This window comes from Bradyrhizobium sp. HKCCYLS3077 (assembly GCF_051167555.1).
Classification (GTDB): domain Bacteria; phylum Pseudomonadota; class Alphaproteobacteria; order Rhizobiales; family Xanthobacteraceae; genus Bradyrhizobium.
In genome coordinates, this window is record NZ_JBNPTH010000002.1 from 1,071,647 (window position 1) to 1,085,840 (window position 14,194).

Genomic DNA, 14,194 nt, shown 5'->3' on the forward strand with positions numbered 1-14,194 from the left:
CATGAGCGAGCATCGTGTTTCGATTACCGCAGCCGGAGCCGGTTTCCATCCGGTCTCGCATTACGAATCTCCGGCCGACCTGATCAACGACGTGAAGCTGTCCAGGGCCGAGAAGCGGCTGATCCTGTCGTCCTGGGCGTCGGACATGTACGCCGTGGAGTCGCAGCCCGGCCTGCGCAAGATTCCAGGGCTCGTCCATCCGCTCCGCCTGTCCGACATTCTCGGCGCGCTGCGTCAGCTGGACCGCGAGGATCAGCCGCCACGCCCGCGCGGCGGGGCGGCCATGCGCATCGTGCCGCGGGTCGATGTCGAGGCTGACGGCGCTGCGGGTGAGCATGCGCCCGGCGCGTCAGCCGCCCGGATGCGGCCGGCCGCCCGTCTGCGGTTTTCCCGCGAAGCCAATGTGCGGCGTTATCGCCGGTTGCTTGCGACCAAGCTCGCCGATCATGAGCGCCGGTTCGTCGAGCGGCGGCTGGCGGCCGAACTGCAAGGCGCCGGCTCGGCCGGGGATTGGCCGGAGGCCTCGCGCGCGAGCCTGGTGTGAGCGCAGCCTGCAGGACGTCCACGAGGACATGAGCGCCGCCCTGTCAGGGCGGCGTTTGTCGTCTGGCGCTGCCTGATTGTCCGTCAAACCGGACGCCGCCATCCGACGACCAATGCACAGTGTGCAATCGAGCCTCGAGGATGTTTGGAATGGCCGTGACTGGACGGGGCGTGAGCATCGCCCTTGCTGCGACGCTTGTCTTTGCTGCGACCGTGTCGGCACGCGCCAGCAGCACGGTGATCTGCTACGCCAAGGACAAGGCCATCGACGTCGAATTGCACGGCTCGGCCGGACGTTCGATCGGCAGCGGGATCAGCGGGTTCGGCGGCGAAGCCGAGTTCAAGATGTCCTGGATGCCGCAGGCCGTCCGCCGGGTCAGCTTCGAGGCCGGGCATCTGACCCAGTCCTGGTCTGACGATCGGGAGATCAGGCTCGCCGTGAGCTGGATGAAGGAGGGCAAGGAGCCTTCGCCCGAGCTGGTCCTGATCATCAAGACCCGTCGTGCCCGTGGCGACGATGCGCCGTATCGCGGACAATACCAACTCATCGCCACTCTGCCGGACGACAAGGCGGGCACCCGGCGGGAGGTGCAGGGCAAGATCGAATGCAGCGCCGACTGATGCCAGGACCCCGGACGCAAAAACGCCGCCCGGAATTGGACGGCGTTTCACTCAAGATAGCGTAGAGGGTGATGGCGCGTTGATAGCCCATCACCCCGCGAAAATCAATTCCGGTAGCCTGGGTTGACCCGGTCGAGCCGGCGCAGCAGCGGCGGCCAGACCAGCTTGTTGGAGCGGAGCTCGATCCGATCCTCGTTGTCGAACAGCTTGGCGTTCTTGTCGACGACCTCCTCGCGCACCGGATAGGCCGCAGGCCCCAGGGTGCGGGTGCGCACCTGGATCGAGCAGGCGCGTTCGAGGTGGTACATGCGCTCGAACGCGGAGGCGACCGAGCGGCCGACGGTCAGCGTGCCATGATTGCGCAGCAGCATGTGGTTCTTGGTGCCGAGATCGCGCTGCAGCCGCGGGCGCTCGTCATGGTCCAGCGCCACGCCTTCATAGTCGTGATAGGCGAGGTCGTGGGTGACGTATTGCGCGATCTGGTTCAGCGGCAGCAACCCGTCGGCGCAGCTCGACACCGCGACGCCGTCGAGCGTGTGCAGATGGATCACGCAGCCGGCGTCCTCGCGTACCTCGTGGATCGCCGAATGAATGGTGAAGCCGGCGGGGTTGATGCTGTATTCGCTCTCGGAGAGCTGGTTGCCGTAAAGGTCGACCTTGATCAGGCTGGACGCCGTGATTTCCTCGAACAGCAGGCCGTAGGGGTTGATCAGAAAGTGATGCTCCGGGCCGGGCACGCGGGCCGAGATGTGAGTGTCGACCAGATCATCCCAGCCGAACATCGCCACCAGGCGATAGGCGGCGGCGAGGTTGACCCGCTGCGACCACTCCGCTTCCGTCATGTTGGAGGGCACTTCCTTCAGGCGCGCTTCGGCTGGCGACATGGCATTTCCCGCTCTCGAAATCATCGTCGAAGCCTAGGCGGCCCGAGTGACTCCGGCAAGTCGCGTAGCCAGAGGGCCGCCATGCGCGCTTCGCGGCCGTTTGCCTCTGCATGACGGGGCATGCTGCCGCCGGCCCGGACCGGCGCTCCATCATCACGGTCGCGTTAGGGGGACGCTCCTGTTGATGCCCATCAAGATGCATAATTTCTGCACAGCTAGGTAGGCCGGACATGCTCATGCCGTGGCTTCCGGGGGCTCCCGCGGGCGTCCGCCGCAGCACGCATGTGTAGCGGGCGAGGGCGCCACGGAGAACGACCATGACCTACCAGACCATCAATCCCTATACGGGGGAAACACTCGCCTCATTTCCGGATGCGACCGATGATGAGGTGCGCGCGGCGATCAGCGCCGCGCACGAGGCGTTTCTCGCCTGGCGGCAGACGTCGTTCGCCGAGCGCGGCCGGATATTGCAGGCCGCGGCAGACATCCTGCGCCGCGACAGCGAGGCCTATGCGCGGCTGCTGACGCTGGAAATGGGCAAGCTGTTCGGCGAAGCCAAGGCAGAGGTCGAGCTGTCGGCGAAGATCCTCGAATACTACACGCGCCATGCCGAGGCGCTGCTGGCCCCGGAGAAGCTCCCGGTGCTCGATCCGGCCGAAGGCGAGGCCGTCCTGGTCTGTGAGCCGCTCGGGGTTCTCCTGGCGATCGAGCCGTGGAACTTTCCCTATTATCAGATCGCGCGCATCCTGGCGCCGCAGCTGTCGGCCGGCAACACGCTGCTTCTGAAGCATGCCTCGAACGTCCCGCAATCGGCGGCTGCGTTCGAGAAGCTGATGGCCGAGGCCGGGTTGCCGCGCGGCGCGTTCCAGAACCTCTATGCCAGCCGATCGCAGGTCGAGCTCATTCTCAATGACGACAGGGTTCACGGCGTGGCGCTGACGGGCTCGGAGGGTGCGGGCGCGGTGGTTGCCGCGCAGGCCGGCAAGGCCCTGAAGAAATCGACCATGGAGCTCGGCGGCGCCGACGCCTTCATCGTGCTCGCGGATGCCGACCTCGAGAAGACCACGCGATGGGCCGTTTTCGGACGCCACTGGAATGGCGGCCAGGTCTGCGTCTCGTCCAAGCGCATGATCCTGGTCGATCCGATCTACGACGATTTTCTCGGCAGGTATCGCCAGGGTGTCGCTGGCCTGGTGGCGGGCGATCCGTTCGATCCGAGGACGACGCTGGCGCCGCTGTCCTCGCAGGGCGCTGCCGACGAGGTGAAGGAAAAGATCAGGGCCGCCGTTCAGTTCGGCGCCACGGCCGAGGAGGTCGGTCCGCCGGTGCCAAATCGCGGTGCGTTCGTGCAGCCGACGATCCTCACGGACGTCGCTGCGGACAATCCGGCGCGTCATTGGGAGTTCTTCGGCCCGGTGTCGATGCTGTTCCGGGCGAAGGACGAGGATGATGCGGTCCGCATCGCCAATGATTCGCCGTTCGGGCTCGGCGGGTCCGTGTTCACCGGCAATCCGGCCCATGGCGCCGAGCTCGCCAAGCGGATCTCGACAGGCATGGTGTTCGTGAACCATCCGACCAAGGTCGAGGCCGATCTGCCGTTTGGTGGCATCCGGCGATCGGGTTATGGCCGCGAGTTGATCGGGCTGGGTCTCAAGGAGTTCGTCAACCAGAAGCTGATCGGCGTCGTCGACATCGATGCGCACTTCTGAGCGGTGCGTGGTCTGAAGCAAGACGGCCAACCAAGGCGATCGTCCGTCATCGGGGCGGTCGCCTGATCATTTTCGTCTGTGGGCTAGGGCGCCGGGATCGACAGCAGGCTGGAGATGCTGCGGCCGCGGATGTCGTAGACCCGGGCGAACACGACGTCGTCGCGCTTGATCTCGACCATCACCGGGGCGGTCAGTCCCTTGCAGTAGAACTCGCCGAGCGTCATGGCGAAGTCGGCCGCGTGGCTGTCCCAGCCGATCGTGAAATCGGGGCCGAGCGCGACCTGGGCGGGGCGCTGCGGGCCGCACACCGCGACCTTCCATTTGTGCCCGATCGGCGGCACCTCCTGGCGCTCGTCGAGCTGCTCCTTGAGCCCGTCCGAGGCCTGCTTCAGCGCCAGGCCCCAATAGTCGAGCATGAAACGCGTGTCGGCCTCGCGCACGGTGCCGGCGATGAAGTTGAAATGCGTGTACTGGTAGGGATGCAGCCGGATCATCTCCGCCAGCGGCAGCAGCAATCCGAAGCAGAAGGCGGCGATCGCCACCGGCTGCCAGCTGCGGCGCTCGTCATTGTTGAGCCAGGACAGCAGCCAGGAGAACGCGACGCCGCCGAGCAGCGCCATCGGCGGGATCACGAACACGAAGTGGCGAATGCCGTTGTACAGCGCCGGGCGTTTGACGATCGCGATCAGGATCGGCAGCGTCGCCGCGAGCGTGAGCATCAGCAGGATGCTCTTCTGGCGGGCCGGCATGTCCGGCCGCGACAGCGACATGATCGAGGCGACGGCGCCGGCGACGAACAGCGCGATCATCAGCTCGGGCAGCTGCAGCGCGAACAGGGTCGGCAGATACGACCAGGGCATGTCCGGCACCGACACCAGCGCGCCGTCGAACATCTCCTTCCACGGCTTCTCGAAGAAGTGCGAGAAGTAGGTCAGAGCGCGGAACGGATTGGCCGGTTCGAGGATCGACCACGGCCAGATCAGCCCCATGATCAGGTAGCCCAGGATCAGGCCCGGGATCAGCACATAGAGCAAATGGGCGAAGCGGCGGACCGCCTCACGCGGCCCCTGGGTACGGTATTCCTCCAGGAACAGCGGCATGAAGCCGACCATGGCGTAGACCACGGCCATGCCGCCCAGGATGCGCGAGCCGATCGCGAAGCCAGCGCCCAGGCCGAGGATCAGGATGGTGCGCGGCGAGGGGTAGGGATACTCCTCGGCGAGACGCACGAGGCCCATCAGCAGCACGACCATGGCGACCGCGAAGGGGGCGTCCTTCGGGTTCATGAACATGTGGCCGTAGAAGATCGGGCAGAGCGCCAGCAGCAGCAGGGCGGCAAGGCCGGCGACCGGGCCACCGATGCGGCGCGCCAGCCGCCAGGTCACGCCAAGGCCGATCAGGCCGACGATGGCGCCGACCAGCCGGCGGGTCTCGAACAATTCCAGCGGCAGGATCTTGTGCAGCAGCGCTGCAACCATGTCGAAGCCGCCGCCGTACATATAGAGATTGGCGAACGACAGCGCCGCCTGGTCCCTGAACCCGGAACCATACATGCGCAGCAACAGATCGGCATATTCGGCATGGGTGTAGTCGTCCCAGCCGAGGCCATAATCGCGGAAGGTCAGCCCGGCCACCACCGCGACTGCGGCGAGCACGAGCATCGCGAGATCGTCATAGGTCCGCTCGAGCGACCGCCGCGTGGGCGTCTCGAGGACCGAAGTGGTTATCGTTGTCATGGCTGATAGTGACCCGGCGTCCCCTAACGACCCCGCTTCCGCGCTTCAGGCCTGTGTTCCCCGCCTGCGTATAGCGCGTCCCGGTTCCCGAGGTGTTGGAAAGTTGAGCTTCACGCTTCCATCGCAGTGCAGCGAAGACCCGAATTCCGGCTGCTTCGCGCCATACTGGCACAGCCAAATGAACGCCCGCTGAACCACGGAGACAGGGAAAACCCGGGGGAACTTCAATGAATGCCGATGGTTGGCAAGGGTGTAATATGGCGAAACCGTGGCGGGCGCAGTTGGGTGCCGAACAGGGCCCGAGGCTCTTGGTCGAACTTCTGCTGCAAATTGTCGCGGATTTGGACTAGAAACCGGATTCAGGGGCGCGTGCAACCGCAGGCTATCTAATGTGATTTCGGTCGGGACCCGGTCCGGAACCGGCGCATTAGGGGATAGGTTCGAATGATGAGTGCTATGTTGGTCGCTGGTGCGCTCGCCGTGTTGGCCGGGCTCGGGGCGATCGCCTATGGAATCCCGTTCAAGGAGTTCAGCGTCGGCAGCACGCTGATCCTGTCCGGGACTCTTGGCGTGTGCAGCGGACTGATCCTGTTTGCGATGGCGGCTGTCCTCGGCGAACTGAAGATCATCTCTGCCCGCCTGCGGCAGCAGCGCCTTGCATCGGATGCCGACTCGCGGCCTCTGCAGCTTCCCGGCGCCGGCACCAAGGCCGACGACCTCGACCCGCCCCCGGTGCTTCCGAGCGAGGACGTCTGGCGGGAAGGGGGCTCGCCCCGGCCTCGTCCCCGCATGCCCGACCTGTCGTCACCCTTGTCCTCGGGACTGGCGTCGTCGCCGCTGTCGTCACCGCCTGCGTCTCCGCCGCCGCCGCTGTCCGCCACCCTGCGTGCCGCCGAAACCGAACCGGCGGGCGAGGCGGCCGCGGAGCCTGCCGAGCGGCCGAGGCGCAACCTGCTGTTCGCCTCGTCGTCTCGCCGCGAGCGAGAGCGCGAACGGGCGGAACGGCGCGGTGCCGAGCCGATGCCGACGGATTTCCGATCGCCGCCGCTGAATGAACCGCCGTCGCTTCCGCCGGAGGAGCCGGCTGCTGCTGAACCAAGCCCGCCTTTCCAGGACAGCTGGTCGCGACCGGAGCGAACGCGCAGCGCGGAGCCGTCGCGTCCGCCTTTCCCGCGGCGGCTGGCCCGCGCCGCGCCGGCCTTCGTCGAGCCAGAGCCGGCGCCACCTCCGCCACCCGAGCCGCAGGATCTGGACGCGCCGGCCGTCAGCATCATCAAGTCGGGCGTCGTGGACGGGATGGCCTACTCACTCTATTCGGACGGCTCGATCGAGGCGCAGATGCCCGAGGGCATGATGCGCTTCGCTTCGATCGACGAGCTGCGCACTCACCTCGAAGGCCGCTCCTGACACGCCCGGGTTGATCCCCTCTTGCATACAGGACACATTACTTGGATGGTGACAGACTTCCCAAGAAGAAGTCCTCACTATCTTGTCATTTTGCCAGTCATTCGCCCATATTGGTTGCAGAATCGCTGAACAACGCCGTCACTCCGCGCAAGTGATACTTGGCGGGTCATCATTGGGGGTGACCCTGGGCGGGGTGGCAATTGCCATCAGCGGCAACGGGTGGGAGCGGGGGTGAGATTGCGATGACAGACGGCGCCGGCAAAAGCTTTATCGATCTGACGGCCGACATCGTCTCGGCCTATCTCAGCAACAATCCGACCCCGGCAGCGGAAATTCCGTCGCTGATCAGCCAGGTGCACGCCGCGCTGACCCGCGTGGCGGCCGGGCGCAGCGAGCCGGCGCCAGAACCGGCAAGGCCTGCGGTACCGGTGAAGAAGTCGATCCACCCGGACTATCTGGTGTGTCTCGAGGACGGCAAGCGCTTCAAGTCGCTGCGGCGGCATCTGCGCACGCAGTACAACATGACCCCCGAGCAGTACCGCGACAAATGGAACCTGCCGGCGGACTATCCGATGGTGGCGCCGAACTACGCGGTGACGCGTTCGCAGCTCGCCAAGAAGATGGGCCTCGGCCAGCAGCGTCCCGAACGCGAAAAGTAGTTTCGCGACGCTCAGGACGCGGCGGCGAGCGCCTCGCGCGCGTCTGACCGGATTCGCTCCACCATCGAGCGCAGGCCGTTCGAGCGCTGCGGCGTGAGGTGCTCGCGGAACCCGAGTTCATCGAACACGGCCGGCGCATCGATGGTCAGGATCTCGTGCGGCGTCCGCCCCGAATACAGTGTGAGCAGGATGGCGATCAGGCCGCGGACAATGTGCGCGTCGCTGTCGCCGAGATAGTTCAGCACCGGCACGGCGCTCTTGTCGTCGACGTGCTTTGAGAGCCAGACCTGGCTCGCGCAGCCCTGAACCTTGTTGGCGGCGGAGTGCTCGTCCTCCGGCATCGGCGCGAGCGTGCGGCCGAGCTCGATCACGTAGCGGTAGCGGTCGTCCCAATCGTCCAGCAGGGCGAAATTGTCGCGGATCTCGTCGATGGTCATGGTGCTCTTCGGTCCCGGAAACGGCCCTCATATAGGCGCTCCGGACGACGAAAGCGACAGCTGGTTCCGCCGATCAGGGCGCAGGCGGCAGCTGCCATTCGGCCGTGAGATCGTCCGACGACAGCGTGTCCGCCGGGGCCTCGTTGCTCGGAACCTCCTCGGCCACGGGCGCATCGATGGACCCGGTATGATCGTTGCCGCGCTTGTCGAGGCTTGCGGGCTTCACCGGACCGATGAACTTGTCGCCCGGCTTTTCCGTGGTCTCGGGCTTGTCGGTGATGATCTGATAGATCTTGCGCGCGCCTTCCTGAGCGCGGTGACCGATCACGGTCGCGGCTTGGCCGCCGACCTCGCAGGCCTGCGGCTGCCGCTTGCAGAACTGACTCATGTCGGAGACCGCAGCCGTCGCGGCCTGCACGGCTTCGTGCGCATTGATCTGCGGCAGCTTGTCGGTGTCAGGGCTCTTCTCGCGCGGCAGCAGCACCAGCACGAGCCCGAGCCAGAATGCCATGCGAAGCAGAAAGAACATCACGCAACCCCGACAGTGCTGTCGATCCCGTAGCGGTCCTCAACCGCGCAACCGAGATCGCCGCAGACGTGTTCTATGTCGCCACTGCTTGCATTGGGCTTAATTGGTTGAGAATTCGCGAAGGCGCAGCCCGAACTTTTTTCGGCGTAAATTTTGTGTTGGCGCGCGCTGATTGCCAAATGCAACTGGCTGTAGATCGCGACGCTTTCGCAACCGTGGACGCGGCCGGAAACGATGCATTCACCATCCCGGCCGAATGCCGGGCTCACCGCAGTCTGGCCCTTAGCGTTCGCTTAATGCGAGTCTGACACGGTGACTTCCGACGACAGGGGGCGTCCCGGCGCGTTCTCTCTCATGTTGAGAACGACCGATAGGCCGAGGCGCGAGAGCCGTGAGTGTGTTGAGTATCATCCGCGATTGTCTCGATGCGTTGCTGCATCCATCGGCTCGAACTGATGCGATGACGCGCGCGCGTCATCGCGCTTTCATCGCGCCGCGCCTGCTCGGCAGCCTCGCGGCCTTCGCCGTGTTTCCTGCCTATCTCGCGATGCGCGGCGCGCCGAGCGCGCTCGAGGTCGGCGCGCTGGCCTGGCTGATCGCGCCCATCCTGCTGTCCTGGTATCTGTCGCGCACCGGCCGCTATGAGAGCGCTTGCGCGCTGTCCTCGCTGGCGCTGTCCGCACTGATCATGGCGGTGGCGATCGAGACCGGCGGCATCGAGTCGTTTGCCGCAGTCTGGCTGATCGTGGTGCCGCTCGAGGCCTCGTTCTCCGCATCGCGCCGCGTCGTGGTGTTTTCCGCAGCGCTCGCGCTGTCCTGCGCGCTGCTTTTGATCCTCATCGGTCATTTCGGCTGGCTGCCGAAGCCGGAAACGAATCCGGCCCTGCGCAGCGCGCTGCTCGCCTTCGGGGTTGCCTCCGCGACGCTCTATGCCGCCGTGCTCGCCTTTGCCGCCGACACGCTCGCACGCACCAGCGTGACGCTGCTGTCGATGGAGGAGGAGCGCTACCGGCTGCTCGCGCGCAACATGAGCGACGTGATCTCCCGTCATCGCCGCAACGGCGCCGTCATGTTCATTTCACCCGCGGCCGAGACGCTGATCGGTGCGCCGGTCGGGCAGTTGCAGGGGCATGGCCTGTTCGAGCGCGTTCACGTCGCGGACCGTCCGGCCTATCTCACGGCCTTGTCGCAGGCCGCCGGCGGCAGCGAAGCCTCGAGCGTCGAGTTTCGTCTGCGTCGCGATGCGCCCGGCGAGGGACGGGTCGCGCATCAGCCCGTCGATTTCATCTGGGTCGAGATGCGCTGCCGGCCGCTCGATCGCACCGGTCCGGCGCCTGAAGGATCGGAGCAGGATGTCGTCGCCGTCATGCGCGACGTCACGGATCGCAAGCTGCAGGAGCAGGCGCTGGAGCTCGCGCGCAGCGCGGCCGAGCGCGCCGACGCCGCCAAGACGCGCTTCCTGGCGACGATGAGTCACGAGCTGCGCACGCCGCTCAACGCCATCATCGGCTTCTCGGAAATGCTGATGCAGGAGCAGGTGCTGGTGCTCAACGCCGCGCGCCGCCGCGAATACGCTCAGCTCATCAATGATTCCGGCCAGCATCTGCTGTCGGTCGTGAACGGCATCCTCGACATGTCGAAGATGGAGTCCGGCAATTTCGAGCTGACGCCGGAGCCGTTCGCGCCGCGCGCCGCGCTGATCAATTGCTGCAATCTGCTGGCGCTGCGGGCGCGCGAGAACGGCATCGATCTCTCGGCCGACGTGCCGCAGGATCTGCCCGTCATCACCGGCGATCCGCGCGCCTTCAAGCAGATCGTGCTCAACCTTGTCTCCAACGCCATCAAGTTCACCGAGCGCGGCGGGCGCGTCACCGTGTCTGCCGGCATCGACGCCACGCGCCTGCGGCTGCGAATCACCGACACCGGCGTCGGCATCGCCGCCGATGATCTCAAGCGCATCGGCGATCCCTTCTTCCAGGCCGGCAAGACCTATCAGCGCCGTCACGAGGGAACCGGACTCGGCCTGTCGATCGTCAAGAGCCTCGTGACCTTGCACGGCGGCGAAATGTCGATAGAAAGCAAGATCGACGAGGGGACGACGGTCACGATCGCGCTGCCGATCAACTGCGTGGCCGAGGCCAATGCCGGCGCCACCATCACGCCGCTGTCACCCTCACGCTCCGCCCAGCAAGGGCAGGTCATGCAGGTGAAGAAGAGTGCCTAGACGAGCCGCAGAGGATGATCAGGCGCCGCCGCGCCGTCGCAAGCGCGCCGCCGCTGCTGCCGTTGTCGAAGCCGCCGATGAGCGGGGCTGGCTGATGCGCGCGATGCTCTACAGCCCGAAGGACCTGTTCGCGGGGCTGCTGGCCTGTGCCGCGGCCAGCGCGATCATCGTCAATGCCGTGTTCCTGCAGTCGGGGCCGCATCCAGCGCCGATGTTCGGTTCCATCGTCACGATTCCGCCGAATCTGGTGACGTCCAACCCGCTGCCGCGCCCGCGGCCGATGGACATATCGCCGCTCGATCCCAAGGTGATCGAGACGCGTCCCGCCGAGACACGCGTGGCGGAGCCGAAGGTCGTGGACCAGCGGACGGCAGAGACGCGTTCGGATCAGAAATATGCCGATCCGCTGGCCGATCTCGTGAGATCCGTCAGCGGCGGCCAGGGCAACGTCCCGCGTCCGCAGCCGACACAGCAGGGTGGCAACGCGCGCCGTATCGCCGCGGTCCAGCGTGCGCTGACCGAATACGGCTATGGCCAGCTCAAGCCGACCGGAATGATCGGCTCCGATACGCAGGCCGCCATCCAGAAGTTCGAGCGCGAGCGCAAGCTGCCGGTGACCGGCCAGGTCTCGGATCGCCTGGTGCGCGAGCTGGCGATTGTCATCGGTCATCCGATCGAATAGAGCAGGGGTCCGCTGGCTGCGACGTGCAGCGCGCTTGCACCTGCGTTGAATTCTCATGCGATTGAAGACCAGCATCTGGGTGAGCGCCTATCTGCGCCGCTGCCAGTCGGCGGGCGCGTTCAGCGCGATCCGCCACCGCGGCGCCGAAGAGGCGGGCGCGGTCTTCGTCAAGGTCGCGCTGATGGACGGCACCGCGCAGCTCTACGCGCCGGCGCCGCAGACGGTGTATGACGACAGCCGTCCGGTCGACCGCTACTTCGTGCCGATTGCGCCGCAGCCGGTTGCCGAGACCGAGATCGAGGAGCGCCTCGTGAAGGAGCTGCGCTTCGATCCCGACGTCTGGATCATCGAGACCGAGGACCGGCAGGGCCGGCACTTCCTCGATCTCGTGCGTGAGCGCCCCTGATACAATCCAGGACGACCGAGATGGACGAGCGCTTCAGCGCTTGAAGCCGTCGGTGCCGGTGCGCACGATCGGCCGCGTCGAAACGCCGGGCCGCGCTGCGCCCGCGCGGGCACTCTGGCGCTCGTCGTCATACAGCATCGCGCGATGCTTGGCCCTGATCGCGGCCATGCCCGAGCCGCGCCACGCCGCAAGCATGATCAGCGCGGCGCGCTCGCTCAGCCGCTCGTAGAAGCGTGACAGCCGAAACACGGTGTGGACGGACTGGCCCATCTCGGGCTTGAGGAACAGCAGCACGCGCTCGAACACCGGCGCCGGCATGCCCAGCGCCTTCAGCGCGCAGGCCAGCGGCTCGCCGTTGAGATCGTTGACCACGTCGTGAGTCATGCGCGACGGCAGGATCAGGCTTTCACCGAGCTCGGTCGTGAACGTCTCGACGTCGGCATTGAACGCCGCCATCTCCAGCGCCTCGATCGCATGTACCGCGCGGTGCAGCGGCGTCGGCGCGGCCGGCTTCAGCGGCGTGGTGGCGAGATTCTGCAGGATGGCGATGCGCTCGTGCGAGGCCGCGCGCATGAACATCTCGCTGAGTTCGGCGGCATCCTTCGGCTGCATCGACAATCCCGACACCGCATCGTCTCGCGGCGGCGCGGCAGGTGTTCGGAGCGCAGCCGGAATGGGGCCCGCCAGCGGCAGAGCCGGCTCGCTCTGCGGCGGACGCAGGCCGAGCTTCTTCAGGATCTCGACCGGCGTCGCCGGATAGATCGCGAGCCGCGCGCGCACCGCTGCACGGGTTGCGTCGTCGACATCGTCGACCAAGCGCGAGGCCAGTTCGACGAACTGCCGCTCCTCGTCCGCCGAATGCGCGCTCGCCTGGACGTAGAGATCGGTCAGCACGCGCAACAGAGTGGGCCTGATGTCGACGCCCTCGCGGCGCGAGAGCGTGAGCAACCCGTCGAAGCCGGGGAACAGCGATGATGGTGTCATGTCGGGGGTACGCAACTTCGGCAATCGTTATGCCGATTAGAGCGGAGTTGATTTAATGCCCCGTTAAGGAAAACAGCCGGTGAAGATGGGCCGAAATTACCCGGTGAGACAAAGGCGCAACGCTGGCTTGCCTTATCGCCTGCGGCTGCACGCAATCCGTGTTCCGTTGCAGCGCATTAATATCCTCTTAACCACGTCCTGATCTTAATCGATCCGTTCGATGATCTCGCCTTGGTCGCGTCACGCGATCAGCCTGATCTTCGCCGCGCCGAATGCCCGCTTGCAGCGGCATCCGTGATTGTCAGTTCTGCGTGCCCTCTTGCCTGCGAAGTTCGGGCGATGGGGAGTTTTCAGGGGGTAAGAACTTCGGGCACGAAAGAGAGTAGACATGGCGACCATCATTGAATTCCCGGCGGACGTTGCGCGTCGCGCGCGGCCTGCCGTGACCGGCGCGCCGCAGGAGGGCATGGGAACGATCCTGATTCTTCCCGTCGTTCGCATCGAGCGCGAGACCACGACCGACGATCGCGGGCCCCGCGAGGGCACAGCACCGAGCCGACGCCGCCGTCGCCGCTGATCTCCGAGGGGAATGGGAATGCCGGACATGATGGTTCGGGTCCGGCGCGCCGCTCCGGCCGTCGCGCTCCTTCTTTCGGGCGGGCTGCTCGGCGCCTGCAGCGGTGGTGATTTCGGCCGCACCCGCGCCGACATGCGCAACGACGACATGCACAAATGGATCGGGGCCGAGGCAACCGCCAGCGTGGGCGTGAAGCCGTCGCAGTTCCAGTTGACCGACGGCGAGCGCCAGCTGCGCGACCTCGCTTATCCGCTGATCGAGCCGCCGCATTCGCGCCCCGCCTGGAAGGCCGTGTTCGGCGACTATCAGCCGTCGCCATCGCCCTGGCGCCAGAAGGTCGTTTTCGATCGCACGGCCTACGGCCGCGCGCTGATCGACGAGCCGCACCGGTCGCATGCCTCGCGCTATGCGCAGCTGATCGACGACGTGCGCGATGACATCACGCGCTTCGAGCCGTTCTTTTCCTCCGCGATCCGGGTCATCGATCTCGACCGCAAGCGCGATGCCAGCATGAAATACATGACCGAGCTCTCGCCGCGCGAGAAGGCCGATGCGGTCGCGCGCATGCAGGAGAACTCACTGATCGTGCAATGGGTGCAGATCAGCCTGGAGCAGCGTGTCTCGTCCTATCGCTGGGCGCTCGAGCGCCTGGTGCTGCAGGCGCCCGACGGCATGGCCGCGGACGCCGATCGCCTGATCAACGAGCTCGCCGCCCAGACCGCCAATCCGCCGGTCGCCGCACGGCCCTTGATCCAGCGGCCGCTGACGACACGGGGCTGATGCGCAGGCCGGCCGT

16 protein-coding genes are annotated in these 14,194 nt (G+C 66.1%); 10 read left to right on the top strand and 6 right to left on the bottom strand.

Going from position 1 to position 14,194, the window contains the following annotated elements; translation table 11 throughout:
* Nucleotide 1: 1 nt before the first annotated feature.
* Together ACQR0Z_RS11100 and ACQR0Z_RS11105 are read left to right on the top strand one after the other, a co-directional pair.
* The gene (locus ACQR0Z_RS11100; RefSeq protein ID WP_434918599.1) at nucleotides 2-544 is read left to right on the top strand and encodes a hypothetical protein; all 543 of its coding nucleotides are present in this window, start codon (nucleotides 2-4) and stop codon (nucleotides 542-544) included.
* Nucleotides 545-693: 149 nt separating this feature from the next.
* A complete protein-coding gene (locus tag ACQR0Z_RS11105; RefSeq protein ID WP_434918600.1) occupies nucleotides 694-1,164 on the top strand; it encodes a hypothetical protein in 471 nt (156 codons plus the stop codon).
* Between the two features lie 104 nt (nucleotides 1,165-1,268).
* Here ACQR0Z_RS11105 and ACQR0Z_RS11110 read toward each other — a convergent pair whose 3' ends face one another.
* On the bottom strand, nucleotides 1,269-2,048 hold the full coding sequence (locus ACQR0Z_RS11110; RefSeq protein ID WP_434861029.1) for a class II aldolase/adducin family protein: 780 nt from the start codon (nucleotides 2,046-2,048) through the stop codon (nucleotides 1,269-1,271).
* A 317-nt stretch (nucleotides 2,049-2,365) separates the two neighbouring features.
* On the opposite strand from ACQR0Z_RS11110, the gene ACQR0Z_RS11115 reads away from it, so the two are divergent.
* On the top strand, nucleotides 2,366-3,757 hold the full coding sequence (locus ACQR0Z_RS11115; RefSeq protein WP_434861030.1) for an NAD-dependent succinate-semialdehyde dehydrogenase: 1,392 nt from the start codon (nucleotides 2,366-2,368) through the stop codon (nucleotides 3,755-3,757).
* An 83-nt stretch (nucleotides 3,758-3,840) separates the two neighbouring features.
* Here ACQR0Z_RS11115 and ACQR0Z_RS11120 read toward each other — a convergent pair whose 3' ends face one another.
* On the bottom strand, nucleotides 3,841-5,493 hold the full coding sequence (locus ACQR0Z_RS11120; protein WP_434861031.1) for a glycosyltransferase family 39 protein: 1,653 nt from the start codon (nucleotides 5,491-5,493) through the stop codon (nucleotides 3,841-3,843).
* Between the two features lie 444 nt (nucleotides 5,494-5,937).
* Between ACQR0Z_RS11120 and ACQR0Z_RS11125 the strand changes: the two genes are divergently transcribed.
* Both ACQR0Z_RS11125 and ACQR0Z_RS11130 read left to right on the top strand, forming a co-directional pair.
* Nucleotides 5,938-6,900, top strand: a complete 963-nt coding sequence (locus ACQR0Z_RS11125) for a hypothetical protein (RefSeq protein WP_434878356.1) — start codon at nucleotides 5,938-5,940, stop codon at nucleotides 6,898-6,900.
* A gap of 242 nt (nucleotides 6,901-7,142) precedes the next feature.
* Nucleotides 7,143-7,559, top strand: a complete 417-nt coding sequence (locus tag ACQR0Z_RS11130) for a MucR family transcriptional regulator (RefSeq protein ID WP_434861033.1) — start codon at nucleotides 7,143-7,145, stop codon at nucleotides 7,557-7,559.
* 11 nt (nucleotides 7,560-7,570) lie between these two features.
* Here the strand turns inward: ACQR0Z_RS11130 and ACQR0Z_RS11135 are convergent, their stop codons facing one another.
* The 3 genes from ACQR0Z_RS11135 to ACQR0Z_RS11145 all read right to left on the bottom strand — a co-directional run bounded on the left by ACQR0Z_RS11135 (nucleotide 7,571) and on the right by ACQR0Z_RS11145 (nucleotide 8,794).
* Nucleotides 7,571-7,996, bottom strand: a complete 426-nt coding sequence (locus ACQR0Z_RS11135) for a SufE family protein (RefSeq protein WP_434918601.1) — start codon at nucleotides 7,994-7,996, stop codon at nucleotides 7,571-7,573.
* Between the two features lie 73 nt (nucleotides 7,997-8,069).
* On the bottom strand, nucleotides 8,070-8,525 hold the full coding sequence (locus tag ACQR0Z_RS11140) for a DUF5330 domain-containing protein (protein ID WP_434861035.1): 456 nt from the start codon (nucleotides 8,523-8,525) through the stop codon (nucleotides 8,070-8,072).
* Complete coding sequence (locus ACQR0Z_RS11145) at nucleotides 8,525-8,794, bottom strand: hypothetical protein (protein WP_434918602.1); 270 nt, start codon at nucleotides 8,792-8,794, stop codon at nucleotides 8,525-8,527. The genes ACQR0Z_RS11140 and ACQR0Z_RS11145 overlap by 1 nt, the downstream gene beginning before the upstream one ends.
* Nucleotides 8,795-8,985: 191 nt before the next feature.
* On the opposite strand from ACQR0Z_RS11145, the gene ACQR0Z_RS11150 reads away from it, so the two are divergent.
* Genes ACQR0Z_RS11150 through ACQR0Z_RS11160 form a run of 3 tightly spaced genes read left to right on the top strand, consistent with a single transcriptional unit; the run spans nucleotide 8,986 to nucleotide 11,837 of the window.
* On the top strand, nucleotides 8,986-10,749 hold the full coding sequence (locus tag ACQR0Z_RS11150; RefSeq protein WP_434861037.1) for a PAS domain-containing sensor histidine kinase: 1,764 nt from the start codon (nucleotides 8,986-8,988) through the stop codon (nucleotides 10,747-10,749).
* Nucleotides 10,742-11,431 carry a peptidoglycan-binding domain-containing protein gene (locus ACQR0Z_RS11155; RefSeq protein ID WP_434861038.1) on the top strand — a complete coding sequence of 230 codons (690 nt, stop codon included), beginning with the start codon at nucleotides 10,742-10,744 and terminating at the stop codon, nucleotides 11,429-11,431. Before ACQR0Z_RS11150 ends, ACQR0Z_RS11155 begins: the two co-directional genes overlap by 8 nt.
* A 55-nt stretch (nucleotides 11,432-11,486) precedes the next feature.
* Nucleotides 11,487-11,837, top strand: a complete 351-nt coding sequence (locus ACQR0Z_RS11160; protein WP_434878352.1) for a DUF1491 family protein — start codon at nucleotides 11,487-11,489, stop codon at nucleotides 11,835-11,837.
* Nucleotides 11,838-11,870: 33 nt separating this feature from the next.
* Here ACQR0Z_RS11160 and ACQR0Z_RS11165 read toward each other — a convergent pair whose 3' ends face one another.
* Nucleotides 11,871-12,821, bottom strand: coding sequence for a DUF2336 domain-containing protein (locus ACQR0Z_RS11165; RefSeq protein ID WP_434918603.1), 951 nt, complete (start codon nucleotides 12,819-12,821; stop codon nucleotides 11,871-11,873).
* A gap of 388 nt (nucleotides 12,822-13,209) precedes the next feature.
* Between ACQR0Z_RS11165 and ACQR0Z_RS11170 the strand changes: the two genes are divergently transcribed.
* A complete protein-coding gene (locus ACQR0Z_RS11170) occupies nucleotides 13,210-13,398 on the top strand; it encodes a hypothetical protein (RefSeq protein WP_315739858.1) in 189 nt (62 codons plus the stop codon).
* A 30-nt stretch (nucleotides 13,399-13,428) separates the two neighbouring features.
* Entirely contained in the window at nucleotides 13,429-14,178 is a 750-nt protein-coding gene (locus ACQR0Z_RS11175) for a hypothetical protein (protein WP_434861071.1), read from the top strand.
* The last annotated feature ends 16 nt before the right edge of the window (nucleotides 14,179-14,194 follow it).